This window comes from Pseudomonas sp. NPDC087615, assembly GCF_044743445.1.
Classification (GTDB): Bacteria; Pseudomonadota; Gammaproteobacteria; order Pseudomonadales; family Pseudomonadaceae; genus Aquipseudomonas; species Aquipseudomonas baetica_A.
On the sequence record NZ_JBIUWM010000002.1, the window covers coordinates 39273 to 63212 of the forward strand.

The window sequence follows — 23940 nt, forward strand, 5'->3', positions numbered from 1 at the left end:
CAAGAGCCCTCACCATGTTCAAAGGCCTGCTCCTGCTGCTGATCAGCTTCACCGTTCAGGCCGGGCAATGGCCCGGCGAGCAATGGTCGACGGGCCCGCAGCTCACTGGCCCAGCGGTTGAGGAACTGGAGACCTACGCCTTCCCGCCCCGCGACGACACCACCCGCCAAGGCATGCGCACCGACGCGTTGCTGGTCATTCGCGACGGCCAGATCGTCTACGAACGCTACGCCGGCCCGACCACTGCCGACACCCCGCACCTGACTTGGTCGATCAGTAAAAGTCTGATGGCCACAGTCCTGGGTGTGGCGTACGGCGAAGGCCTGTTCAGGCTTGATGATGCCGCCGTGAAGTTTTACCCGGCCCTGGAAAAACACCCCGCCATCACAATGGCCGATCTGCTGCACTGGGCCTCTGGCCTCGACTGGCAGGAAGACTACGAATACGCGCCGCTCAAATCCTCGGTGGTGGCGATGCTTTATACCCGTGGTCATCGCGACATGGCGGCGTTCACGGCCAATCACGACAGCTATGCGGTACCAGGGCGGTCGTTCAGATACTCCAGCGGCGACAGCAATCTGTTGTCGGCCGCGCTGAAAACCATCGTCGGCCCGCAGCGTTATCCGCACTATCCGTGGACGGCCCTGTTTGACCCGTTGGGCATACGCCATGCCGTGTGGGAAACCGATGCCAACGGCACGTTTGTCGCCTCGTCTTATGCCTACCTCACCGCACGGGATCTGGCGCGGGTCGGCCTGTTGATGGCCCGCGACGGGCGCTGGGCTGATCGGCAATTGCTGCCCAAGGATTGGCTCGCCTTCAACCTCAAACCCTTCGCCGGCTACAAGGCCCATCAGGACGAAGCCGTCCCCGGCGGCCAGTGGTGGCTTAATCGCCCGGTGGACGGTGGCGCATCGCCCTGGCCCGACGCACCACCCGACACCTTCGCCGCGCTCGGCCATTGGGGCCAGGCCCTTTACGTGATCCCTAGCGAGAAACTGGTGATCGTGCGCTACGCCGATGATCGCGACGGCCGCTATCGCCACAACGAACTGCTCAAACGTGTGCTGAAGGCGGTGCAGCCATGAAGCGCTTCTTGCTGGTGCTGTTGGTCGTGCTGCTGGGCTGGATTGGATACGAACGCGAAAACCTGTGGGCCTTCCCCGACATCATCAGCGCCTACACCGCCAAGGAATATTGTTCGTGCCGTTACGTGATGAACAACGAGGCCGAATACTGCCGGGGCTATGTGAAACAGTGGCTGCCGACCAGCCGTTTCAACGATGAGCCCGCCAGCAAGACCATCACCGTCAGCGGCATGGGGCGCAGCAACAGCGCCCAGTGGTCGGGCGAACGCCAAGGCTGCCGCCTCAATCCTTGATGTGCTCGTCCCCCAGTGGGAGCGGGCTTGCTCGCGAAGGCTGTGTGTCAGTCACCACAAATGTTGCCTGTGCCGGCGCTTTCGCGAGCAAGCCCGCCCACGGGAACTTTTCCAGCCAATGGACTGGCGAGGATTGAAAGTTTGCAATAACGCCACGGGCGGTTAATGTTCGGCTCAGGTTTATCGGCCCCACGAGTCTTCAATGTTCAACCGTTCCCTGTTTGCAACCCTGTCCAGCCTGTTATTGGCCGCCGCTGCGCTGCCCGCGCAGGCCAATTGGTATCTGGATGGCGAGTCGTCGCGGCTGTCGTTCGTCAGCACAAAAAACGCCAGCCTTGCCGAAGTGCAGCGCTTTCTGGTGTTGCACGGCAAAGTCGACCCCAATGGTCGCGCCGAAGTCGAAATCGAGATGGACTCGATCAACAGCGGCATCCCCCTGCGTGACGAGCGTATGCGCAAGGAGCTGTTCCAGATTGAGCAGTTCCCCGCTGCGACCATCACCACCCGGATCGACCTGCGCCCGATCAACGATCTGGCCCCCGGCGCACAACTTGAATTACGTTTGCCGCTGACCGTCAACCTGCACGGCAAGCAACATGAATACCCCGCCGAGTTGCTCGCAACACGTCTCGATGACCGGCGCTTTCAAGTGGTGACGCTGGAGCCGCTGGTGATCAATGCCGAGGATTTCGACCTGGCTCCGGGGCTTGAAAGCTTGCGCAAACTGGCCGGTCTGTCGGCCATCAGTCTGTCGGTGCCGGTGGGTGCGGTGCTGATCTTCACGGCGCGCTGACATGCGCGGCGCGGTGTTTGCGTGGCGTGACGGCAACCACTTCGAGTTGTTGATCGACGGCCCGCAATTCTTTGCGCGCATGCTCCAGAACATTGCCCAGGCCAAAGAACAGGTCGAACTTGAGCTGTATCTGGTCGAGGCGGGCGCCTGCGCCGAAACCATCGTTCAAGCGCTGGTGCTGGCAGCCGAGCGCGGTGTGCGTGTGCGGTGTCTGTTCGATGATTACGGCAGCCTCGCGTTTACCCTCAATCTGCGCCAGCGCCTGATCCAGGCCGGGGTCGAACTGCGTTTTTACAACCGTTTGAGCTGGCGACGCTGGGTTGGCAATTTCTATCGTGATCATCGCAAGCTGTTGCTGGTTGATCGATGTTCTGCAGTGGTCGGTGGTACGGGCGTCACCGACGAGTTCTGGACGCCAGGCCACAACACCAGCGAATGGCATGAAGTGATGGTGCAGATCAGCGGTCCATTGGTCATCGACTGGCAGTTGCTGTTCGACCGGCAATGGATCGCCAACCGCTATCGCCGCGCCTGGCGCCCGGCCGCGCATTTTGGCCTGCCGCGTTTACCCCGTGTGCCGGATAAAGGCGACGGCATGGGCCGCGTGGCTTACGCCGACGCCCGCCAGCATCGCGACATTCTGCAGTCGCTGTTCCGTGCCCTGAACAGTGGGCAGAAACGCATCTGGATGGCCACGCCGTATTTTCTGCCGACCTGGAAAATCCGCCGCTCCCTGCGCAAGGCCGCCGCTCGTGGCGTCGATGTGCGTTTGCTGCTGACTGGCCCACGCACCGATCACCCCTCCGTGCGCTACGCCGGGCATCGCTACTACCCGCGCTTGCTCAAGGCCGGGGTGCAGATCTTCGAATACCAGCCGTGTTTCCTGCATCTGAAAATGGTGCTGGTGGATGAATGGGTCAGCATCGGCTCGTGCAACTTCGATCACTGGAACCTGCGTTTCAATCTGGAGGCGAACCTGGAGGCACTCGATCCGTCGTTGACGGCGGCGGTGCGGGCGAGTTTCGAGAAGGACTTCGGCTTGAGTCAGCGGGTGAGCCTGGAGGAGTGGCAGCGTCGGCCGTTGTGGCGACGGGTGAAGCAGCGGATCTGGGGGTGGGTGGATCGGTTGGTGGTCAACATTCTCGACAGACGCGGTTAACGCCAATTCCGAAACCAGTGGATTCCAATGTGGGAGGGGGCTTGCTCCCGAAGGCGGCATGTCATTGAGCATGTATTTAGCTGATACACCGCATTCGGGAGCAATCCCCCTCCCACAATGGCCCCTCTCACACGGGCATGTGTGGCCTGAATAGTTACAGCAGTTCGAAGCTCTGCTGCGTCACGTCCTGCGAATCCAGGCCGATCTGCACGTTGAACTTGCCGGGCTCTGCCGCGTACTTGAGCTGAGCGTTGTAGAACTTCAGGTCATCCTCGGTGATGGTGAAGTGCACGACTTTTTGTTCGCCGGCCTTGAGCATGATTTTCTGGAAGTTCTTCAGTTCCTTCACCGGGCGGATCATCGAACCGGTAACGTCCTGAATGTACAACTGCACCACGGTTTCGCCGTCGCGCTTGCCGGTGTTTCTCACCGTGACACTGGCGTCGAGCTTGCCGGTGGCGTTCAGGGTGGTCGACGACAGTGCCATGTCGTTCAGGCTGAAATCGGTGTAGCTCAAGCCATAGCCGAACGGGAACAGCGGGCCGGTAGTGTCGTCGAAATACTGCGAGGTGTAGTTGCCCGGTTTGCCTGGCGTGAACGGCCGGCCAATGCTCAGGTGGTTGTAGTAGGTGGGAATCTGCCCCACGGATCGCGGGAAGGTCACCGGCAGTTTGCCCGACGGGTTGTAGTCACCGAACAGCACATCGGCGATGGCGTTGCCGCCCTCGGTGCCGCTGAACCAGGTTTCCAGAATGGCGTCGGCCGATTCCTTTTCCTCAAGGATGGTCAGTGGACGGCCGTTCATCAGCACCAGCACCAGCGGTTTGCCGGTCGCTTTCAGAGCTCGGATCAACTCGCGCTGAGTTTCCGGGATGTTCAGGTCGGTGCGGCTGGAGGATTCGTGTGACATGCCGCGGGATTCGCCCACTGCCGCAACGACCACGTCAGCGTCTTTGGCGGCTTTCACCGCTTCGTCGATCAACACGTTGGCCGGGCGCGGATCATCCACCACTTCCGGTGCATCGAAGTTGAGGAAGTTCAGGTAGTCGAGGACCTTCTTGTTGCTGGTGATGTTGGCGCCACGGGCGTAGATCAGGTTCGACTTGTCGCCGATGACCGCGCTCATGCCATCGAACAGCGTGACTGATTGCGCCGGCTTACCGGCCGCCGCCCAACTGCCCATCATGTCGATCGGTGCCTTGGCCAATGGACCGACCAGCGCGATTTTCGCGGTTTTCTTCAGCGGCAGGGTTTCGTTCTGGTTTTTCAGCAGCACCAGGCTGCGCCGCGCCACTTCACGAGCCTCGGTACGGTGCAGGCGGCTTTCGGCGTAGGTATCGGCCGGATCGTCTTCAGCCTTGCCGATGCGCAGGTACGGGTCCTTGAACAGGCCCATGTCGTACTTGGCGGCGAGCACTTCGCGCACGGCGTTGTCGATGTCTTTCTGTTCGATCTCGCCGGACTTGAGCAGGCCCGGCAGTTCTTTGCCGTACAGGGTGTCGTTCATGCTCATGTCGATGCCGGCCTTGATCGCCAGCTTCGCCGCTTCACGACCGTCGCGGGCCACGCCGTGCTTGATCAGTTCGAAGATCGCACCGTGGTCGCTGACTGCCAGGCCTTTGAAGCCCCAATCCTTGCGCAGCAAATCGTTCATCAGCCAAGTGTTGGCGGTGGCCGGAATGCCGTTGATCGAGTTCAACGCGACCATCACACCGCCGGCACCGGCATCAATCGCGGCGCGGTACGGTGGCAGGTAATCCTGGTACATCTTTACCGGGCTCATGTCGACGACGTTGTAGTCACGACCGCCCTCGACCGCGCCGTACAGGGCGAAGTGCTTGACGCTGGCCATGATGCTGTCGGCGGCGCTCGGGGTCTGGCCCTGATAAGCCTTGACCATGACTTTGGCGATGCGCGAGGTCAGGTAGGTGTCTTCACCGAAACCCTCGGAGCTGCGGCCCCAACGCGGATCGCGGGAGATGTCGACCATCGGGGCGAAGGTGATGTCGAGGCTGTCGGCCGCCGCTTCTTTGGCCGCCACGCGTCCGGACAGGCCGATGGCGTCCATGTCCCAGCTCGACGCCAGCGCCAGCGGAATCGGGAAAATCGTACGGTGACCGTGGATCACGTCGTACGCAAAAAACATCGGAATCTTCAGACGGCTGCGCATGGCCGCGTCCTGCATCGGACGGTTTTCCGGGCGAGTGATGGAGTTGAACGTGCCGCCGATGTTGCCCGCGGCGATTTCCTTGCGGATCAGTTCGCGGGGCATTTCCGGGCCGATGCTGATCAGGCGCAACTGGCCGATCTTCTCTTCGAGGGTCATTTGGCTCATCAGATGGCTGATGAACGCGTCCTTGTTTTCCAGGGGCACCGGGGTCGTGGCGGCCAATACGTGATGACTGGCCAGGCTGACGAGCAGACCCAGCAAACACAGCTTCTTCATGAATGTTTTTCTCAAGGGCCCAAGCGGCAATGCAATGCCGCCAGCCAAAATTTAGGGAGCGACTATTGTTGTTCGGGTGCCGGCTCAAAAATACCGAGCCCAAAAACCATAGCCGACACTCGGTAGCGTGAACGCGCAGGGCACTTTTTAGCCCATTCACCCGTCGCATTCCAGTGACGAGGCCGATTATGCCCCAAGAGCCGGCCCCGAAGTTTTCGCCGACGGTTTTTAATGAAATGTGCCAAGGAGCATCGCTTTGATGAATGTCAGCCCAATCAACCGCTCGCGTTTGCAGGTCGCCACATTGCTGGTACTGGCCACGCTATTGACCGCGTGCGGCATCAACAACATCCCGACCCTCGACGAGCAGGCCAAAGCGGCCTGGAGCCAAGTGCAGAACCAGTACCAGCGCCGCGCCGACCTGATCCCCAATCTGGTCGAAACGGTGAAAGGCTACGCCAAGCATGAAGAGGCGACCCTGACCGCCGTGATCGAGGCGCGGGCCAAGGCGACGTCGATCCAGGTGGATGCCAGCACCCTCGACAACCCGCAAAAGCTCAAGCAGTTCCAACAGGCGCAGGATCAACTGAGCGGCGCGTTGAGCCGTTTGATGGTGGTCTCTGAGCGTTATCCGGACCTGAAGGCCAACCAGAACTTTCTGGCCTTGCAATCGCAGCTTGAGGGCACGGAAAACCGTATCTCCGTGGCGCGGCGCGATTTCATTCTGGCGGTGCAGAAATACAACACTGAAATCCGCACCTTCCCGGGACGCCTCTGGCACAGCGTGATGTACAGCGACCTGCCGATCCGCGAAACCTTTGAAGCCACCACCCCCGGTGCAGAAAAGGCGCCCGAAGTGAAGTTCTGATCCGAGGTTGCCCATGCGTGTGTTGAAAATGGGCCTGGTGCTGATGCTGTGGCTGTTCGCCGTCAGCGCCCGGGCCGAGTTGACGTTCCCGGCGCTGAGCGGGCGGGTGGTGGATGACGCGCAGATGATCGAGCCGTCAGTGCGTGCGCAACTGAGCCAGCAGTTGCAGGCGCACGAACAGGCGACCTGCGAGCAATTGGTCGTGGTGACGCTGCCGGATCTGCAAGGCACCACCATCGAAGATTTTGGCGTGCAACTGGGCCGGCACTGGGGCATCGGCCAGAAAGACAAAAACAACGGCGCATTGCTTATCGTCGCCCGGGACGAGCGCAAATTGCGCATTGAAGTCGGTTATGGCCTGGAGGACCGGCTGACCGATGCGCAGACGTCGGTGATCATCCATCAAGTCATCACGCCGGCCTTCAAAGCCGGCAACTTCAGCAAGGGCATCAGCGACGGCGTCGCGGCGATGCTGGTGGTACTGGGGGGTAATCCGCTGGACGAACCGTCAACGGTGTATGAGCCCAGCGGTGATCCTTCCGATGATTTCATCTCTCGGCACCCGACGTTGTTCGTGTTTTTAGTGATGTTGTTCATCCTGACGGTGTTTGTCTGCCAGATGCTCGGTATCCTTCCCGCCGGCCGTGGCGGGTCCGGTGGTGGCGGTGGCTTTGGCGGTGGAGGTTTCGGCGGCGGCGGTGGAGGCGGGGGCTTTAGCGGCGGCGGGGGCAGTTTCGGCGGCGGTGGTTCGTCGGGCGGCTGGTGAGTACACAACAATAATGAGCAGGCACTCTTTGACATGGCATTACTGACTGAACACGAACAACGCAAAGTCGCCGAGGCGATCGCCCGCGTCGAGCGCGACACCGACGCGGAACTGGTGACCGTGCTGGCCGCCCGCGCCGACGATTACGCGTACATCCCGTTGCTGTGGGCCAGCCTGCTGGCGCTGGTGGTACCGGGCGTTGTGCATTACCTGACCGGCTGGCTGACCATGCGCAGTCTGCTGCTGGTGCAGTGGGGCATTTTCATTGTGCTGTGTCTGTTGTTTCGCTTGCCGAAGATCACCACTCATCTGGTGCCTCGCCGGGTGCGTCACTGGCGCGCCTCGAATCTGGCACGTCGGCAGTTTCTCGAACAGAACCTGCATCACACGGTGGGCAGCACCGGGATGCTGATTTTTGTCTGCGAGGCTGAGCGGTATGTGGAAATTCTGGTGGACGAGGGCATTTCCCGGCGACTGGACAATAAAAGCTGGGATGCCATTGTCGCGGCGTTTACCGAGCAGGTGCGGCAGGGGCGCACGCTGGAAGGGTTTGTCACCTGCATCGAGGCGTGTGGCGAATTGCTCAAAGTGCATGTGCCGGTGACGCAGGTACGCAATGAATTGCCAAATCGGTTGGTGGTGTTGGGTTAAATCTCAGGGCGCAGCAGTCCCTTGTGGTGTGGGGGCGGCGCAGTTTATCCCGTTCGGTAAATAAGAGCGTGTCCCCAACCCGCATCCCCCCTAAAATACCCGCCACTCCCGATTCGCCCCGTCCGAGGCCGTTTGTTCATGTCCGTCACCGCCCCCACCGCGCCATCCGCGCCGGATCACCACGCCCAGTTCATCGAGTTGCTGCAAACCAGCCTCGAACAGAACGGCTTCATCAAACTGGTGCTGGCCAAGTACGTCGGCGAAGAGGCGGATTTGCAACGGGTCATCATCAAACCGGTGACGGTCAAGGCGCAGCCTAACCTGTCCTTCGTCTATCGCTACAAGACCCGCGACATCACCAAGAACCTGCCGTTGCTGGAAGGCGTAGCGATGATCGCCGCGCTGTTGCCGGCCTCGTTCAAAAATGCGCATTTGCTGGCGTTGACTGACAAAGCGCAGCTCGAATACAGCAAAAAGGGCAAGCCTTCGCTCTTCAGGAGCAAACCTCAGCAATTGCGTGAGGCTCCGTCCGCTGAGCACAACCGCGAGAAAAACCGCTTTCTGGAGCTGAGCCGTCCGTTCCTCAAGGATCTGGGCGTGACCAACGCGCAGCACGAGCTGATCCCGGCAATGTCGCGCAAGTGGAAGCAGATCAACAAGTTCATCGAAGTGTTCAGCCATGCCCTGACCTCGTCACCGCTGGCGCTGGACAAACCGGTGCGGGTCGCGGATTTCGGTTCGGGCAAGGGTTACCTGACGTTTGCGATTCACGACTACTTGCGCAACACCTTGAAGGCCGAGGGCGAAGTCACCGGCGTCGAGTTGCGTGAAGAAATGGTCAACCTGTGCAATAGCGCTGCGGCAAAGCTGGATCACCCGGGGCTGGTATTCAAATGCGGTGATGTGCGCAGCGTCGCGCCGAGCGAACTGGACGTGATGATCGCCCTGCATGCCTGCGACATCGCCACCGATTACGCCATCCATACGGGCATCCGTTCGGGCGCCTCAATCATCATGTGCTCGCCGTGCTGCCACAAACAGATCCGCTTGCAGATCCAGAGCCCGGCGCTGCTCAAGCCAATGCTGCAATACGGTTTGCACCTGGGGCAGCAAGCGGAGATGGTCACCGACAGTCTGCGCGCGCTGTTTCTTGAGGCCTGTGGTTACGAAACCAAGGTGTTCGAGTTCATCTCGCTGGATCACACCAACAAGAACAAGATGATTCTGGCGGTCAAACGCGCTGAGCCGGTGGACCCGGCTCAGTTGCTGGTGAAGATTCAGGAGTTGAAGGCGTTCTACAACATCAGCGAGCACTGCCTGGAGACCCTGCTGCGCGCTGACGGTTACCTCTGATCCTGTGACAGCGGCGGTGCGCCGATTCGACTTGCTCGCGAAGGCGTACTGACAGTCAACGAAGCTGTCGGCTGTCAGGGGCCCTTCGCGAGCAAGCCCGCCCCAGAGTATTTGCGTCCCACACACAACCTGTGATCGACGCAGAACCTGTGTGCGGGCTTGCCCGCGAAGAACGATAACTCGGTAGTAGTCGGTTATTACCTGCTCGTCCCGATAAGGTCTACCTTGAATACTCCCGCAAGCCCTTTCCCAGAGGAGTCCTCCCCATGGCCGCGAAAAAGATCCTGATGCTGGTCGGCGATTACGTCGAAGATTACGAAGTCATGGTGCCGTTCCAGGCCCTGCAAATGGTCGGTCACACCGTCCACGCCGTGTGCCCGGACAAGGCTGCCGGCAAGACCGTACGCACCGCCATCCATGACTTCGAAGGCGATCAGACCTACAGCGAAAAACCCGGTCACCTGTTCGCACTCAATTTCGATTTCGCCAAGGTCAGCGAGGCCGATTACGATGCGCTGCTGATTCCCGGCGGTCGTGCCCCGGAATACCTGCGTCTCAACGAAAAAGTCCTCGAACTGGTGCGTGCCTTCGACAAGGCCGGCAAGCCGATCGCCGCCGTTTGCCACGGTGCCCAGTTGCTGGCGGCAGCGGGCGTGCTAAAAGGGCGTGAATGCAGCGCCTATCCGGCTTGCGCGCCGGAAGTCCGACTGGCGGGCGGCACGTACATCGACATCCCCGTGACCGACGGCCACGTTCAAGGCAATCTGGCCACCGCGCCGGCTTGGCCTGCGCATCCGAACTGGCTGGCCGGGTTCCTCGGTCTGCTGGGCACCCAAATCACCCTGTAACGAGGATTCGCCCATGTGCGAGCTCTACGTCAAGGCCGACCCGATCCTCTACGAATCGCGCTCGCGTTCATTGCGCATCTGCGGGGTGGTGACGACGTTGCGCCTGGAGAACCAGTTCTGGGACATCCTCAGCGAAATCGCCGAGGTCGACGGTATGACCACTAACCAGTTGATCGCCAAACTGTACGAAGAGGTGATGGATTATCGCGGGGAGGTGGTGAACTTTGCGTCGTTCTTGCGGGTGAGTTGTACGCGGTATCTGAGTCAGCGTCGGGTGGCTGAGACGCCGTTGTCGGTGGTGCGTGCGCGGGTGAAATAGCCGGGACCGAGTCGCCTCATTCGCGAGCAAGCCCGCTCCCACAAGGGTAATGCGTTCCAGATTTGGGAGCGGGCTTGCTCGCGAAGAGGCTGGTTCAGGCGACAGAAGTCTGAGGCTGGTCTTTACTCATTGGCGCGTAACCTCTCAACCGCCAAGGAGAAACGAGCATGTCCGGATGGTACGAAGTCAGTAAAAGCAGCAACGGCCAGTTCAGGTTTGTGCTGAAAGCCGCCAACGCTGAAACCATTCTCACCAGCGAGCTCTACACCACCCGCGCGGCAGCCGACAATGGCATTGCTTCGGTGCAGACCAATAGCCCGCTGGATGAACGCTACGAGAAAAAAACGACGAAGGACGGGCATCCGTACTTCAACCTCAAGGCCGCCAACCATCAGATCATCGGCAGCAGCGAGTCGTACTCCTCAGACGCCGCTTGCGCCAAAGGCATCGCCAGCGTCAAGGCCAACGGGCCAACCAAAACCATCAAGGACAAGACTCTGCCGGTTCTCTAAGGAACGCTGAAGGTCAATAGGTGGGCGGGCTTGCTTGCGAAGGCGTCAGGCCCGCTGACATCAGACCTCGACGGGCACCGAAAGCTTCGGGCTCCCCAACGCATGCGTCTTGGCATCAAAAAACCGCAACTCAACCCCTGTCCCTTCAAACACCTTGGCGTAATGCCGCTTCTGATGCTGAATGAACGCCGCACTGCGCGGATAAATCGAGATCGCCACGGCGTTCGGTTTCGCCAAACGCAGCGCCCGGACAATGTGAGCGTCCTGCTCACTCAAGGCATGGCCGAAGATGCATAAACTGTCGCCATGCGCCAATAACTGCGCATAACAGAACGACAGATAGTCCGAGCTGCGAATGGTTTTGAGTTTTTCGGCACTTGGCCCTTCAGTGACGAACAGCGGCACGTCATCCAGGGTTTTGATCGTGTTGTTGATCGCAAAACTGCCGAGCAGCGTGCCCTCGGTGGAGGTCAGTTTGCGCGCGGTGCCGTCCTGATTACGCACCAGATGCAGACCACCGTGCAGATACAGCAAGCGCGGTTTTTCAGTCGCACTTTCACTCAGATCAAAACTCGCATTCGTGCCATTGAACAGATCGTCGATGGTCTCGCTTTTGTGCTGCAGCGCCCAATAGTTGAGCAAGTCGTAATTGGTGGTAAACACCGTGCGATAGCGCGCCAGTTCTCCGTTGAGCGTGGTCAGCGTCGAGGCCTGAACCCGTCGCCACGGGATATGAACGGCGTGCACGGCGTTGATCAGCGCTTCCTTGATCGCGTAGTAGCGATTGCGCGGTGCGGCTGAGCTGATGGCCAGTGCCTTGTTCACCCGGCTGGTGGTTTTCAGTGCGCCCAGTACCTGCTCGAAGCTGCGCGTGTGCATCGCGTCGAACACGGCCAGTTCCGACGGGCTCAGCGGTTTCTCTTCCACGGTGCGGGCGTTTTCGAACAGCGAGTCGTAGCCGAAGTCGTCCCACACGGCGCGACTGGCGCCGTTACCCACCAGCAAACCCTTGAACTCGGTCGCGGCGCGCAAGGCATTCCAGTCTTCGAGGGTGGCGTCGACATCCAGAAAATCGGTCATTGCGTGGGAGGTCTCAAAACAAAGGGGCTGATGGGCGGCGACTTTATCACGAGCAGGCATTGAGCCAGATCAACATCCGGTGTGACCGATCAGTCGATCCTGTGTGCGTCCGCCGGATCGCAGCAGTCGATTCGGCCCCAGTCAGGAGAGGCGCATGAGCAGCACTTTTTTCATTCCGGCCGTAAACATCATGGGCAGCGGATGCCTGGATGAAGCCATGGTCGCGATCCGCAACTATGGTTTTCGCAAGGCGCTGATCGTCACTGACGCGGGGCTGGCCAAGGCGGGCGTGGCGGCGATGGTCGCCGAGAAACTGGCGATGCAGGACATTGATTCGGTGATCTTCGACGGCGCCAAGCCGAACCCGAGCATCGCCAACGTCGAATCCGGACTGGGGCTGCTCAAGGAAAGCCGCTGTGATTTCGTGGTGTCGCTGGGCGGTGGTTCACCCCACGACTGCGCCAAGGGCATCGCTCTGTGTGCGACTAACGGCGGGCAGATCCGCGACTACGAAGGCGTCGACCAATCCACAAAACCGCAACTGCCGCTGGTCGCCATCAACACCACCGCCGGCACTGCCAGCGAGATGACCCGGTTCTGCATCATCACCGACGAATCGCGCCACGTAAAAATGGCCATCGTCGACCGCAACGTCACGCCGCTGCTGTCGGTCAACGACCCGGCGCTGATGGTCGCCATGCCGAAAAGCCTGACCGCCGCCACCGGTATGGACGCACTGACCCATGCCATCGAAGCCTACGTTTCAACAGCCGCCAACCCGATTACCGACGCCTGCGCGCTGAAGGCCATGACCCTGATCAGCAACAATCTGCGCCTGGCCGTGCGCGATGGCAGCGACCTCATCGCGCGGGAGAACATGGCGTATGCGCAGTTCCTCGCGGGTATGGCGTTCAACAACGCTTCGCTCGGTTTCGTGCATGCGATGGCGCACCAGTTGGGCGGTTTCTACGACTTGCCCCATGGCGTGTGCAACGCCGTGTTGCTGCCTCATGTGCAGACGTTTAACGCGTTGGTGTGTGCTGAACGTTTGACCGATGTGGCGCAGGCCATGGGGGCCGATGTTCGCGGTTTCAGCCCTGAGGAGGGCGCTCAGGCGGCGATCAACGCGATCCGTTGTCTGGCCAAGGACGTCGAGATCCCCGGTGGTTTGCGTGAACTCGGCGCCAAACTCACGGACATCCCGATCCTGGCCACCAATGCTCTGAAAGACGCTTGTGGCCTGACCAACCCACGAGCGGCGGATCAGCGCCAGATCGAGGAGATTTTCCGCAACGCGTTTTGAAGTGCGCGGATTGGGCGAACAGCCTGAACGGTTTGTTCGCCTGGCCTTACGTCTCGTCGCGTACCGAAAATGTCCGGATACGCGCCCAATCGGAAACCTTGCCCGCCACGCGGTGAATGGCCGAAATCCGATGGGGGCCTGCCGACAATGGGCTCGATGCCTGTGCTTGCCAACTCAGGTCGCCCTCCACCGTTGCCGAGGCAATCCACAGGTTGGCGTCGAGGTCAATAATGTCCACGATGCCACCGGGCTGTCGTACATCGCCTGATAAAACCGCAGCGTTATCCGTCTGTTCTCCTTCCAGCGGCGTGCCAATCGCAGGTGCATTGACATCCGGTTGCAGGAGGACATTAAACAAACGAATGTCAGTCCATGGGGATGTTTCGTCGTTGAACGTTTGGCGGGCGTGAATACGGTGTGGTCCCTGCGCAAGATCGCCACTGAAACTAAAGGCCCATCGGCCATTCGCGTTGACGGATCCTTTTCCGTGCAACTGTGTGTGTTCAATGTCCCACACTTCGACAAAAGCGCCGGGTACCCCGATGCCCAGTAAGAGTGTTGCCGGGCCCGTTTCGGCGTCTGCGGCAGGGTAGGTGATGACCGGGGCAGGCACTGACTCAATTTTGGAATGGGGCGAAGCGCTCATGACGTGCTCTCGTTGCCGGGTGGAATGAAGCGAAAGGTTGGCACGGTTCTTTTTCTAGAGAACCTGTAAGAAGTAACAGTTCTTTAGGTTTTTTTGTTCGATGAATAATTGCGATTTCTTCTAAAAGACTGTCATTTCTATCAGTTGTGGTCTGTGGAGGACTCGGATCGAATGGCCCGGGAAACGGATCAAACCCGATCTCTTGAGGAGCCTACGAACATGTCACGAACCAACGCACGTGAAGCGCAGTCAGCCGGTGAAATGGATCGTTCCTTTGCAAATGCCGGGTTGCAAACGCTGCAGTTCCCCACTGCACGCAAGACCGTAGGTCAGGGTGTGGCGACAACGCCCACCGGTCAGATCATGGTCAGTGCGACCGTCACCGATGCATCGGGCAGTTTGTGTTATGGCTTGGCGCGTCTGCGCGCCGATGGTCATCTTGATACGACTTTTGGCCAGGCCGGCTATGTCGTGGGGCAATACAGGCGTGATGTACCCTCACACGGCGGGAAACTCAGCATCGATGCGAGCGGCGGGATCTGGGTGTGCGGACTCATCAAAGTGACGTCTGTCGATTACGAGCAAATCATTGCGCGCTTTCTGCCGGACGGTTCGCCTGATCTTGAGTTCGGTGACAGTCAGAGCGGTTACAAAATTGTTCCCATGCGCGTTCCTTCTCTCTTCGGTGCGGTTGCCGGAAGCCTGGAATTGGCGCAATCGGACCAAAAAGCGGCGGCGCACGACAGGTTGCTTTTCGCCACTTCGAAACAGGGGGGCGCGCTGCTGACGCGCTTTTTCCTCGATGGCAGCGATGACACCGCGTTTAATGCCAACGGCTGGATCTACATCACGCACCCCGGAGTCGCCATTCAGTTGCAAGGCGTCACGCAACTGAACAGTGGGCTGATACTGGTTTATGGCAAGACAGAAGTCACCCATCAGGGGTGGATCATGGCGTTTGACAATGCCGGACAGGTTGCGAAGTCATTCGGCAATGACGGTACTTTGCTGTTGAACATTCGCAATGAAGGCACTCCGCTGGAAAGCTCGGTGAACGGCATCGTTGAGCAGTCGGCACAGCGCTTACTCTTGATCGGCGCTGCTGTCGAGGCGGCTGGCGGGGAGAAGCGTCAACATGCGTTCATGACCGGTATCACCCACGCCGGCGAAATTGATCCGTCGTTCAATGGCGGCGCGCCGGTTCTTAGCGCTTCGACGCAACCGCAGGAACTCAAGAGCTGGGTTGCTGGGTTTGTAGTGGATGATTCTGCGGATCAGCGCATTGTCACCGTGGGTCAGACCTCGGGAGGGCATCGCAATCTGCTGACGGGGGGCTTCCTGAAGGACGGTTCGGTGGACGAGTCGTTTGATCTCGATGGCACGGCCGAGATCTACTGGATCGCCGGCGATGCCTGCTTGCAAGACGCTTCAGTCGTGGTGCTGGGAACAAAGAACGACTCCGCACAGTTGATCCGATTGCTGACGCACAGTTGATATCGAGTTGAAGCACGGTTTTTTGGGGGGAATGAGCGGTCTCGCGATGGCAGTGCACTGCGTGGCACCGGCTAGCTCCACTGGTTTGACTGGACCGTATTAGGTAGTGGCCATTTAGAGTTCACTCGGTTGAAACCGTTCGTTCAGGAGGGGATAGTGCGCGGCTGAAAAGCTATCGAGGAGCGGGATGTGACAATGAAGTCTGGATTGATCGGCGGTGTGGCGCTGTGCGGGTGGCTGATGGCGGGGCAGGTGTTTGCCGATTGCACGCCGGCGCCGGTAATGGGTGACGAGGATTTGTCAGTCTGCAAGGACTGGCCGGCTTACCCGGGACTGACCATCAGCGCCAAAACCCGGTTCACCCGTGCCGCCGCTGGCGCGCTCAGCACCCATGATCTGGACCTTTCGGTGCTGAAAGACGCGCAACCGAAGCCGATTGCGACTTATCACCAGGCCACTGCTTTCGTGATGGATGGCGTCAGCTTGCGCGAGCTGACACTGGATACGGCTCGCTACAAACTCACCCCCGACCTTCGCGCTTTTGGCGTGCGGGCATTGCTCACCAACGGTTCTCGCCTCAATCCACTGGAAGAAAATCAACTCTCGCTCTACGTCAGGGAGGGTGAAAAATTGCGCCCAGTCCTGCGTCAGTTGGTGGTTTATGAGTACGGCGGCGAGTGGGATGACAACTGCGCTGGGGAGCGCTTCGAGATCTCAAGAACCATCGATATCGCTAAAACGAGCTCCCACGGTTACGCAGACTTGATCGTCAAAACCCAGCAAACAGGCACGAAAAGCGAAGGTGAAGGGGACGCGTGTGAAGATAAAACCACCGTCTACAGCCCGGTTTTGACAACCTTGCGCTACGACGGAAATTCTTACGTCCTGCCACCCGGTTTCAAAAGTCTGTAGCCAGCCTGCCAACAACGATTTTTATCAAGGAAGAACCATGCTCATCCCCACCAGACTCCTTATCGCCCTCGGTTTTCTGGCTGTCACTGCCCAAGCCCAAGCCGCCTGCACCACAAACGCCTTCGACGGCCAATCACTGTCACGCTGCATCGTCTGGCCGGCCTTCCCGAGTCAGGCGATCGCGGTCAAGTCCACCTACCTTGCTGATGCCGGTGGCGACGATGCCGGGGTGTTCGATCTGGATCTGGCGATCGTCAACGCCAGCAATGCCAAACCCGTCGCCACTTACCGTAAACCGGGCGCGTACAACTCCGATGCCGTGCGGTTTGATGATCTGCGCGTCGACACAGGCCGCTACCGACTGGCACCGGACGTCCGTGCTTTTGGCCTGCGTTCGAAGTTCGTCCACAGTTCCCACGCCATTCCCTACGAGAAAACCGATCTGGCGCTGTATGTGCGCGAGGGCGATACCTTGCGCCCGGTGCTGGAAGGTTTGGTGGTCTACAAGAACAACGGCGAATTCATGAGTGATTGCGAGGGTTACGCCAGGAAGATCCGCAGAACCGTCGAGGTCGGTTCATCAAGTCACTACGGTTTCGCCGATCTGATCGTCACCACCAGCGGCATCAAAATGAAAAACACCCAATCGGGAAAACAGTGCATTTCAAAAAACACCAACCTGAAGAAAACCCGAATCACCCTGACCTACGACGGCCAACAATACGTCGTGCCTGAAGACCTCAGAGGTTACTGAAGCAATGCTCACCGGCCTCAATCCGTCAATGAGCCCAGCCGCAGCTAGGGGGCAGACCGCGATATGCCGAATCTGCATGTCGGCATGCGTTTCTACGACTAGTCCTGACCCGACGCGTTGAGCTGATATAGACTGGCCATCATTTGCGTCGTCATGTGCAGGTGTTCCATGACCCCATCGTTGTTAATGGCCGTGCTGGCCTCGGGTTTCATTTATGGCATCACACCGGGGCCTGGTGTGCTGGCGGTGTTTGGCATCGGCGCGGCGCATGGGCGCAGAGCGGGGGCGGGGTTTCTGTGTGGGCATTTGCTCGGTGATGTGGTCTGGTGCAGCACGGCGTTGATCGCGATTGTCGGCGCCCGGGAAATCGGCAGCACCGCGTTTGATGTGCTCGGCGTGCTCAGTGGTTTGTATCTGTTCTGGCTCGGTTGGCGGGCGGTGCGTGCCCAGCGCCGCAACGGTGACGAGCCCCAAGGCGCGGCACGCAAGCCGTTCTGGCACGGCATTGTGTTTGGCCTGACCAACCCCAAGGCCTACCCGGTCGCGGTGGCGACATTTACCGCGCTGTTGTCCAGCCGCGCCGAATTGCTCAACTGGACGATGCTGCCGGCGCTGATCGCCTTGAGCTTTCTCGGCGGGTTGTTGGCTTACGCTATCCTCATCGGCGTTGTCGGCGCGCAGCGGGTGCGTATGCTGTATCAACGCCATGAGCGGCTGATCACCCGTTTGTGTGGCGTGATGTTCATTGGTTTCGCCATCAATGCGCTGGTGCATGCACTGCCTGGGCTGATGCCGAACAGGGCTTGATTTTGTTTGCAGGGATGAGCTCTCAAAAGGTCATGGATGGTTGATCAATGCTGCAATACTCGGACACCCAAACTGAACCATGGAAAGCCGAAATTCCGCGCCATTGGCGAGTTTTATCGACCTGTTACTGGACGCCGTTTGTGCAGTCGACAAGCAAGGCCGCTTCGTTTTTGTCAGCGCGGCCTGCGAGCGGGTTTTCGGCTACACGCCAGACGAGTTGATCGGCCGTCCGATGATCGAACTGGTGCACCCGGCTGATCGTCAGCGCACCTTGGCTGCCGCCGGTCAAATCATGGGCGGTGAGCCCAAGCACAACTTCGAGAACCGCTACATACGCAAGGACGGTAGCGTCGCGCACATCCTCTGGTCGGCGCGCTGGTCGGAGGTCGATCAACTGCGCATTGCCGTGGCCCGTGACATTACCGAGCGCAAACAAGCCGAATCGCGACAAGCGGCGTTGTATGCGATTTCCGAGGCGGCGCATGCGGCGGAGGACTTGTTGGCGCTGTTCAAGCGCATTCATCTGATCATCGGCGAGTGGCTGCCGGCACTGAATTTCTCCGTGGCGCTCTACGACGATCAGTGCGCTCAGCTGAATTTTCCCTATCACGTCAACGATCACGAGTTGCAGCCTGAACAACCCGGCACCGTCACCGGACGTCTGTGTGCGGAAGTCATCCGTAGCGGTAAGCCGATTCTTCTGACGCCGGACAGTCCCGATTCGGCGCCCGATTTCGCCGCACTGGTGGCGGGGCAGAATTCACCTTGCTGGCTCGGCGTTCCGTTGAACTCGAAAAACGGCACCATCGGTGCGCTGATCGTCAAAAGCCTGCCGGGCGGCGAACGCTACACCGAGCAAGACAAAGAATTGCTGCAATACGTCTGCGCCCAAGTGGCCACGGCCATCGAGCGCCAGCAGTTACACGCCCGTCTGCGACGCATGGCGCAGTACGATCAACTGACGCAATTGCCCAATCGCGAGTTGCTGCGCGACCGTGTGAAGGCTGCGTTGACCTGCGCCCGGGAACAAGCGGGGCACATGGCGTTGCTGTATGTCGACCTGGATCGTTTCAAGCAGGTCAACGACTCCTTCGGGCATGCTGTGGGCGACATGCTGCTGCAAACCGTGGCCAACCGCCTCAAGGGGTGTGTGCGCGAGACTGACACGGTGGCGCGCATTGGCGGTGACGAATTCGTTGTGTTGCTGCACAGCGTTCAAGCAACGGAAGATGCCGACAGCGTGGCGCAAAAGCTGCGACAAGTGCTGGTGCAACCCATGCGCCTGGATGGCCACAACTTGCAAATCGAACCGAGTATCGGCGTCGCCCGCTACCCTGAGCACGGCCGCGAGGAACAGCAACTGTTCCGCCATGCCGATCAGGCGATGTATGCCGCCAAACGTCTGAATCATCGGGCGCTGGATATCTGAACGGTGGTCACCGTTCGTCGTGGTAACAGCAACTTTTCTAAACCTTTGTCGGCCAGGAAATTCTCAACTGAGGTGGGCACTTGTTCGCCCGGAGCACGACCCAGCGCAATAGACTCATGCCGGATTCAAGAAACCCGAACTGGGGGGAAACTTCGCCAACGACCGAACGAAGGCTTCTGAAACGGGTCGCAAAGGTGGGGAAACCACCAAAATGACTGTCGAAAACCGAAAGGGGCCTAGCCCGTTCAGACATCGACGTCGTCGGTGACGGTGGTTTTGATTGAGCGGCGGGGGCCTAAGCTTCCGCTTGAATTTACAGAGAAGGAGGGCGCGACCATGAGCCGGATGGCCACCCGTATACGCACTTTCAGTTTTGTCACCGTACTGGGCCTGTTTGCCAGCAGTGCTTTCGCCCAGTCGCCCGCCGAATTCATCAACGATGCGTCCGCCAAAGGCATGGCCGACATCGAGGCCAGCCGTATGGCGCATCAGAAGACCGAGTCCAAAGAGGTCAAGGATTACACCATCGTGGTCATCAACGACCGCACCACGGCCAACCAGCACTTGGCGAAGATCGCCAAAAAGCTCGATCTTCCCGTCGCGCCCCGTGAAGAAATGGCCGACAAGGCCAAACAACTGATACCGCAAGTGAAGGACGGCGCGACCTTCGACCAGGCCTACGCCGCCAGTCAGGTGAAAGCCACCGAAGAAGCCATTGAGCAGATCCAGCAGCAAGCGCAGACCACCGACGTGCCGGAGATCAAAGCCTTCGCCGATGAGACGTTGCCCAAACTGCAGAATCACCTGCAAATGGCCCGAGCGCTGCAAGCCAGCCGCTAAGGGCCGACCTCAAATAAAAACGGCGCTTTGGCGCCGTTTTTGATTATCAGCAGTCATTCAGGTTCTGCTTCGCTTTGCTCTTCTCGCCCCGTCCTTCAAGGTTCAACACTGCTCCCTCGCCCAGTTTGCGAAAGTGTTCGCGCAACGCCTCCAGTTGCTTCAAATCCAGTGATTCCAAGCCGAGCATGGCGTTCTGCGCCTTTCTGGTGGCTAATTTATTGGGGAGCGCTTGAAATGCTGACACCTGCTGAAACCTGAAAATTCTTATTACAAATCCAGGTGTGTTGCGCGACGTTCGTAGGGAGGTCTGATCAGCCTGTTATCTGTATCGTGGCTTCATGCGCTTTTTGTCCCAAAAGGAAAACACAATGAGCTGGTCCGCCAAACAATACGTCGCTTTTGAAGATGAACGCACCCGCCCGGCTCGCGATCTGCTGGCGGCGATTCCCACGGCGCAGGCCCGCTCAGTGGTGGATATCGGTTGCGGTCCCGGCAACTCGACGGAGCTTTTGGTGCAGCGTTTTCCAGGGGCAAAAGTCAGCGGGCTCGACAGTTCACCGGACATGATCGAAGCGGCGCGCAAGCGCTTGCCACAGTTGCAATTCGACGTGACAGAGATTGATCAATGGGCCGATGCGGGGCCGTTTGATGTGATCTTCGCCAACGCGGTGTTGCAGTGGGTACCGGATCACGCCAGTTTGCTGCCGGCGCTGGCAAGCAAACTCTCGTCGGGCGGCAGTCTGGCGATTCAAATGCCCGACAACCTCAATGAGTCTTCCCATCGACTGATGCGCGAAGTCGCCGCCAACGGCCCATGGGCCAGCAAACTCTCCGGCGCTGCCGGTCAGCGAACCGATATGGCAAGTGCCAGTGATTATTTCTCGATGTTGCGACCGCATTGTGCCCGGGTCGATGTGTGGCGCACGACGTATCACCATCAGTTGCCAGGCGGGGCTGCGGGGGTTGTGGAGTGGTTCAAGGGCAGCGGGTTGATTCCGTTTCTGAACCCGCTGACCGAGGCGCAGCGCACGCAGTATCTGGAGCAGTATCTGGCAGAAGTCGCGAAGGCTTACCCTGCGCTGGCGGATGGTTCGGTGCTGTTGCCGTTTCCGCGGTTGTTTATTGTGGCTACTCGAGAATAATCCAGGAAGGCGCTCAGAGCGTTCGGCGGACGCCAGATCCATTCGCAATGTTACCCTTGAGTTTGCGTGGGAGGGCGGTACCGTTCTTGCCCACGGTACGGGTCTAGCGACGTTTTCAAGAAATATCGCGGCTTTCGGTGTCTGTAAAAGGAAGAGTAAACATAGTGATCTGGTTTCTAGAAGGGCAATCCAGTCAACGGGACATCATTCTCGGTGCGCGCGAGGCGCTGCCGGCCGAAGTGAAGGTTTATGCCTCGCATCGACAGGATCGTCCTGAAATCACCTCGCTTGCCGACGTCAGTTTCACCGAGCCTGCGGACAATCAAGAGCGTATTGATTGGGTCATTTCCACCGCGCTGGCTCATGGAATCAAAGTCGTCCTGGCAGGCCGTGTTGGTCGGGAATTCGAGCACGATCGGGAGCGTTTCGAGCGCGCTGGTCTCGTCCTGGTCACCGGTGCGCTTTCTTTGAATACATTTGATCTGGTCGATGACAAAAGCCAGTTCACGGCAGAAGCGGAACGCGTGGGCCTGGCCTGCGTGCCAGCGATCACCGCCGCCAATGCCGAAGAAATGTTCGCGGCCTTTCAGACGCTCAGCGCATTGGGCGAAGTCTGCGTCAAACCGGCTGTGGGTATTTATGGTCAAGGCTTCTGGCGGTTCAAGGCAAGCGCTGACCCTTTCCGCTGCTTCGCCAACCCGGATGCGCGCGAGGTCAACTTCGACCTTTATATGCACGCCTACCACTCGGCGGTTACGCCGCCGCCACCGATGCTCGTGATGCCCTACATGCCCGGAATCGAATGTTCGGTTGATATGGTGTGCGAAGCCGGTCGCCCCATTGCTTTCGTTGGTCGTCGCAAAAAAGGGCTGCATCAGGTTTTTGAACGTGAAGGTGCAGCCGTCGAACTCGCCCTCAGGGCCGCCGAGCACTTCAAATGTGATGGCATCGTCAATGTTCAGACTCGCGACAGCTCAGACGGTAAACCACACCTGTTGGAGATTAACGCTCGTTATTCGGGAGGCATCGGTTACACCCGGGCGGCCGGTTTGAACCTCCCCGGCATATTCGCCACTCGCCGACTGGGTTTGCCAGAGCCGCCGGGTGTTTGGCAGCCGAACGTGCGTGTAAAAGGTGTCAGCGTTGCTGCGGTAACACGCCCCTGATATTAAATAGACATATGAAGTCTGGTACCATTTGCGCGTTTGTGTGGTTCGACACCGACCCACGCAGGAAGCAAAACAAGGAGTTTTCAAGGAATGATGGTGCTCGCGCCCGGCGCAAACACCGCAATATCAAGCGCCCGGAGTGAATGGACTCTGGAGTGCGGAAACTCTTCGGCTTTCGGGGAGTATGCCGCGGTTGCCATATTGCCGGTTGATGACAAACGCCGCCCGAAAGGTGAAGCCGCCCTTTTTCAAACGCCATGCGCGTGGATGGAATGGGTAGGTGATCAGCAAAAAGTCGGCTGCAAGCTGAACCTTGATGACATCCCGGCGGGTAGCGACCGCGTGCTTCTTGTGGTTTATACGTTTTCTGCCATCGGCCCGATCAGCGAACTGAGAAACCTGCACCTGCAGGTGGATGGCCAGATCGAGTTCTCCCTGGATCTGCGCGAAAACGGCGAGTCCGCCATCATCATCGGCGAGTTTTACAGCCGCAATCAGCAATGGAAATTTCGCGCGTTGGCCGAGGGTTCTGCCTACGGTCTGGCGGCGCTCGGCCGCCGCATCGGTCTCGAGATCGACGAAGCGCATCCCAAGGGACGCCCAAACGCGCCAGGGGCTGGCCGATCCGCGAGCAGCGCCAGCGGCACAGCATTCGCTGTCTCGGCCAACCATGTCATGACCTGCGCCCATGTTATTGAAGGTATGCGTGAGATTCACATCGCTTCGTTTGACGGGCGCTATCGTGTCGACCCCGTGGTGATTGATCGGCGTAACGATATTGCCCTGCTGCGGGTGATCGATTCCCCCGTGTTGAAGCCAGTGGCCTTCAAATCCGGATTCGGTTGCGATCTGGGTGAAGACATTGTCGCGTTGGGTTTTCCACTGGCCGGTTTTGCCGGTGGCGGCGTCCACGTCACTCAAGGTGGGGTGTCGGCGCTGTTCGGTTTGCACAACGACGCCAGCCTGTTGCAGTTCACTGCTGCCATCCAGCCTGGGTCCAGCGGCAGCCCGCTGTTTGATTTTTCGGGAGCCGTGGTCGGCCTCGTCACCTCATCGGTACCCGATGCACAGAACATGAATTTTGCGGTGAAAGCGTCGCTGCTGATTTCTTTCCTTGATGCCTGTCGTGTTGATGGCAAAAAAAACGCATCTGGCCAGACGTTCACCGCGGCGCAGATAGCGCGCGAAGCTCAAACATCAATGTGGCGGGTGGAAGCTACCAATCTCTGATTCATCTTTGAATTGAAACCCACCGAAGAGGCGCTGGA

The 23940-nt window shown here is 59.2% G+C and carries 25 protein-coding genes and 1 pseudogene; 22 read left to right on the plus strand and 4 right to left on the minus strand.

Annotated elements, in window-relative coordinates; genetic code table 11:
- Positions 1–14: 14 nt before the first annotated feature.
- The 4 genes from ACIOU6_RS01625 to ACIOU6_RS01640 all read left to right on the plus strand — a co-directional run bounded on the left by ACIOU6_RS01625 (position 15) and on the right by ACIOU6_RS01640 (position 3333).
- The gene (locus ACIOU6_RS01625) at positions 15–1088 is read left to right on the plus strand and encodes a serine hydrolase domain-containing protein (protein ID WP_401133227.1); all 1074 of its coding nucleotides are present in this window, start codon (positions 15–17) and stop codon (positions 1086–1088) included.
- Positions 1085–1381, plus strand: a complete 297-nt coding sequence (locus tag ACIOU6_RS01630; RefSeq protein WP_401133230.1) for an amidase — start codon at positions 1085–1087, stop codon at positions 1379–1381. Before ACIOU6_RS01625 ends, ACIOU6_RS01630 begins: the two co-directional genes overlap by 4 nt.
- Before the next feature lie 202 nt (positions 1382–1583).
- The gene (locus ACIOU6_RS01635; RefSeq protein WP_221731390.1) at positions 1584–2174 is read left to right on the plus strand and encodes a YceI family protein; all 591 of its coding nucleotides are present in this window, start codon (positions 1584–1586) and stop codon (positions 2172–2174) included.
- Position 2175: 1 nt separating this feature from the next.
- A complete protein-coding gene (locus ACIOU6_RS01640; protein ID WP_401133233.1) occupies positions 2176–3333 on the plus strand; it encodes a phosphatidylserine/phosphatidylglycerophosphate/cardiolipin synthase family protein in 1158 nt (385 codons plus the stop codon).
- A 154-nt stretch (positions 3334–3487) separates the two neighbouring features.
- Here ACIOU6_RS01640 and bglX read toward each other — a convergent pair whose 3' ends face one another.
- Positions 3488–5779: a beta-glucosidase BglX gene (bglX, locus tag ACIOU6_RS01645; protein ID WP_221731388.1), complete on the minus strand. Its 2292-nt coding sequence runs from the start codon at positions 5777–5779 to the stop codon at positions 3488–3490.
- A gap of 259 nt (positions 5780–6038) precedes the next feature.
- Between bglX and ACIOU6_RS01650 the strand changes: the two genes are divergently transcribed.
- The 7 genes from ACIOU6_RS01650 to ACIOU6_RS01680 all read left to right on the plus strand — a co-directional run bounded on the left by ACIOU6_RS01650 (position 6039) and on the right by ACIOU6_RS01680 (position 11096).
- Positions 6039–6647, plus strand: a complete 609-nt coding sequence (locus ACIOU6_RS01650; protein WP_401133237.1) for a LemA family protein — start codon at positions 6039–6041, stop codon at positions 6645–6647.
- A 13-nt stretch (positions 6648–6660) separates the two neighbouring features.
- The gene (locus ACIOU6_RS01655) at positions 6661–7413 is read left to right on the plus strand and encodes a TPM domain-containing protein (RefSeq protein WP_401133240.1); all 753 of its coding nucleotides are present in this window, start codon (positions 6661–6663) and stop codon (positions 7411–7413) included.
- Positions 7414–7446: 33 nt separating this feature from the next.
- Entirely contained in the window at positions 7447–8064 is a 618-nt protein-coding gene (locus ACIOU6_RS01660) for a TPM domain-containing protein (RefSeq protein WP_401133243.1), read from the plus strand.
- 138 nt (positions 8065–8202) lie between these two features.
- Positions 8203–9417 carry a class I SAM-dependent methyltransferase gene (locus tag ACIOU6_RS01665; RefSeq protein WP_401133245.1) on the plus strand — a complete coding sequence of 405 codons (1215 nt, stop codon included), beginning with the start codon at positions 8203–8205 and terminating at the stop codon, positions 9415–9417.
- Positions 9418–9683: 266 nt separating this feature from the next.
- On the plus strand, positions 9684–10265 hold the full coding sequence (locus tag ACIOU6_RS01670) for a DJ-1/PfpI family protein (RefSeq protein ID WP_221731383.1): 582 nt from the start codon (positions 9684–9686) through the stop codon (positions 10263–10265).
- 13 nt (positions 10266–10278) lie between these two features.
- A complete protein-coding gene (locus ACIOU6_RS01675) occupies positions 10279–10584 on the plus strand; it encodes a ribbon-helix-helix domain-containing protein (protein ID WP_221731382.1) in 306 nt (101 codons plus the stop codon).
- 167 nt (positions 10585–10751) lie between these two features.
- Positions 10752–11096, plus strand: a complete 345-nt coding sequence (locus tag ACIOU6_RS01680) for a YegP family protein (protein WP_401133248.1) — start codon at positions 10752–10754, stop codon at positions 11094–11096.
- Positions 11097–11156: 60 nt separating this feature from the next.
- Here the strand turns inward: ACIOU6_RS01680 and ACIOU6_RS01685 are convergent, their stop codons facing one another.
- On the minus strand, positions 11157–12176 hold the full coding sequence (locus tag ACIOU6_RS01685; protein WP_221731380.1) for a DUF4917 family protein: 1020 nt from the start codon (positions 12174–12176) through the stop codon (positions 11157–11159).
- A 154-nt stretch (positions 12177–12330) separates the two neighbouring features.
- Between ACIOU6_RS01685 and yiaY the strand changes: the two genes are divergently transcribed.
- A complete protein-coding gene (gene yiaY / locus ACIOU6_RS01690; RefSeq protein ID WP_221731379.1) occupies positions 12331–13479 on the plus strand; it encodes an L-threonine dehydrogenase in 1149 nt (382 codons plus the stop codon).
- A 46-nt stretch (positions 13480–13525) separates the two neighbouring features.
- Here the strand turns inward: yiaY and ACIOU6_RS01695 are convergent, their stop codons facing one another.
- Entirely contained in the window at positions 13526–14125 is a 600-nt protein-coding gene (locus ACIOU6_RS01695) for a hypothetical protein (protein WP_401133253.1), read from the minus strand.
- A 219-nt stretch (positions 14126–14344) separates the two neighbouring features.
- On the opposite strand from ACIOU6_RS01695, the gene ACIOU6_RS01700 reads away from it, so the two are divergent.
- The 7 genes from ACIOU6_RS01700 to ACIOU6_RS01730 all read left to right on the plus strand — a co-directional run bounded on the left by ACIOU6_RS01700 (position 14345) and on the right by ACIOU6_RS01730 (position 20361).
- On the plus strand, positions 14345–15619 hold the full coding sequence (locus tag ACIOU6_RS01700; RefSeq protein ID WP_401133255.1) for a hypothetical protein: 1275 nt from the start codon (positions 14345–14347) through the stop codon (positions 15617–15619).
- 195 nt (positions 15620–15814) lie between these two features.
- Positions 15815–16531, plus strand: coding sequence for a hypothetical protein (locus ACIOU6_RS01705; RefSeq protein ID WP_401133257.1), 717 nt, complete (start codon positions 15815–15817; stop codon positions 16529–16531).
- Positions 16532–16568: 37 nt separating this feature from the next.
- Complete coding sequence (locus ACIOU6_RS01710; RefSeq protein WP_401133260.1) at positions 16569–17285, plus strand: hypothetical protein; 717 nt, start codon at positions 16569–16571, stop codon at positions 17283–17285.
- Positions 17286–17453: 168 nt separating this feature from the next.
- Positions 17454–18092: a LysE family translocator gene (locus ACIOU6_RS01715; protein ID WP_221731374.1), complete on the plus strand. Its 639-nt coding sequence runs from the start codon at positions 17454–17456 to the stop codon at positions 18090–18092.
- Positions 18093–18171: 79 nt separating this feature from the next.
- The gene (locus ACIOU6_RS01720; protein ID WP_221731373.1) at positions 18172–19521 is read left to right on the plus strand and encodes a diguanylate cyclase domain-containing protein; all 1350 of its coding nucleotides are present in this window, start codon (positions 18172–18174) and stop codon (positions 19519–19521) included.
- 139 nt (positions 19522–19660) lie between these two features.
- Positions 19661–19789 (plus strand): KGG domain-containing protein, encoded by a 129-nt coding sequence (locus tag ACIOU6_RS01725; RefSeq protein WP_401133591.1) that lies wholly within the window; start codon positions 19661–19663, stop codon positions 19787–19789.
- A gap of 68 nt (positions 19790–19857) precedes the next feature.
- Positions 19858–20361, plus strand: coding sequence for a DUF4142 domain-containing protein (locus ACIOU6_RS01730; protein ID WP_221731372.1), 504 nt, complete (start codon positions 19858–19860; stop codon positions 20359–20361).
- A 46-nt stretch (positions 20362–20407) separates the two neighbouring features.
- Here ACIOU6_RS01730 and ACIOU6_RS01735 read toward each other — a convergent pair.
- Positions 20408–20572, minus strand: a pseudogene (locus ACIOU6_RS01735) (low affinity iron permease family protein); the annotation flags it as partial.
- Positions 20573–20729: 157 nt separating this feature from the next.
- On the opposite strand from ACIOU6_RS01735, the gene tam reads away from it, so the two are divergent.
- The 3 genes from tam (at position 20730) to ACIOU6_RS01750 (ending at position 23902) form a co-directional block, all read left to right on the plus strand.
- Positions 20730–21503: a trans-aconitate 2-methyltransferase gene (gene tam / locus ACIOU6_RS01740; RefSeq protein ID WP_221731371.1), complete on the plus strand. Its 774-nt coding sequence runs from the start codon at positions 20730–20732 to the stop codon at positions 21501–21503.
- A gap of 164 nt (positions 21504–21667) precedes the next feature.
- A complete protein-coding gene (locus tag ACIOU6_RS01745; RefSeq protein WP_221731473.1) occupies positions 21668–22669 on the plus strand; it encodes an ATP-grasp domain-containing protein in 1002 nt (333 codons plus the stop codon).
- 93 nt (positions 22670–22762) lie between these two features.
- On the plus strand, positions 22763–23902 hold the full coding sequence (locus ACIOU6_RS01750) for a trypsin-like peptidase domain-containing protein (protein ID WP_401133265.1): 1140 nt from the start codon (positions 22763–22765) through the stop codon (positions 23900–23902).
- Positions 23903–23940: the final 38 nt, after the last annotated feature.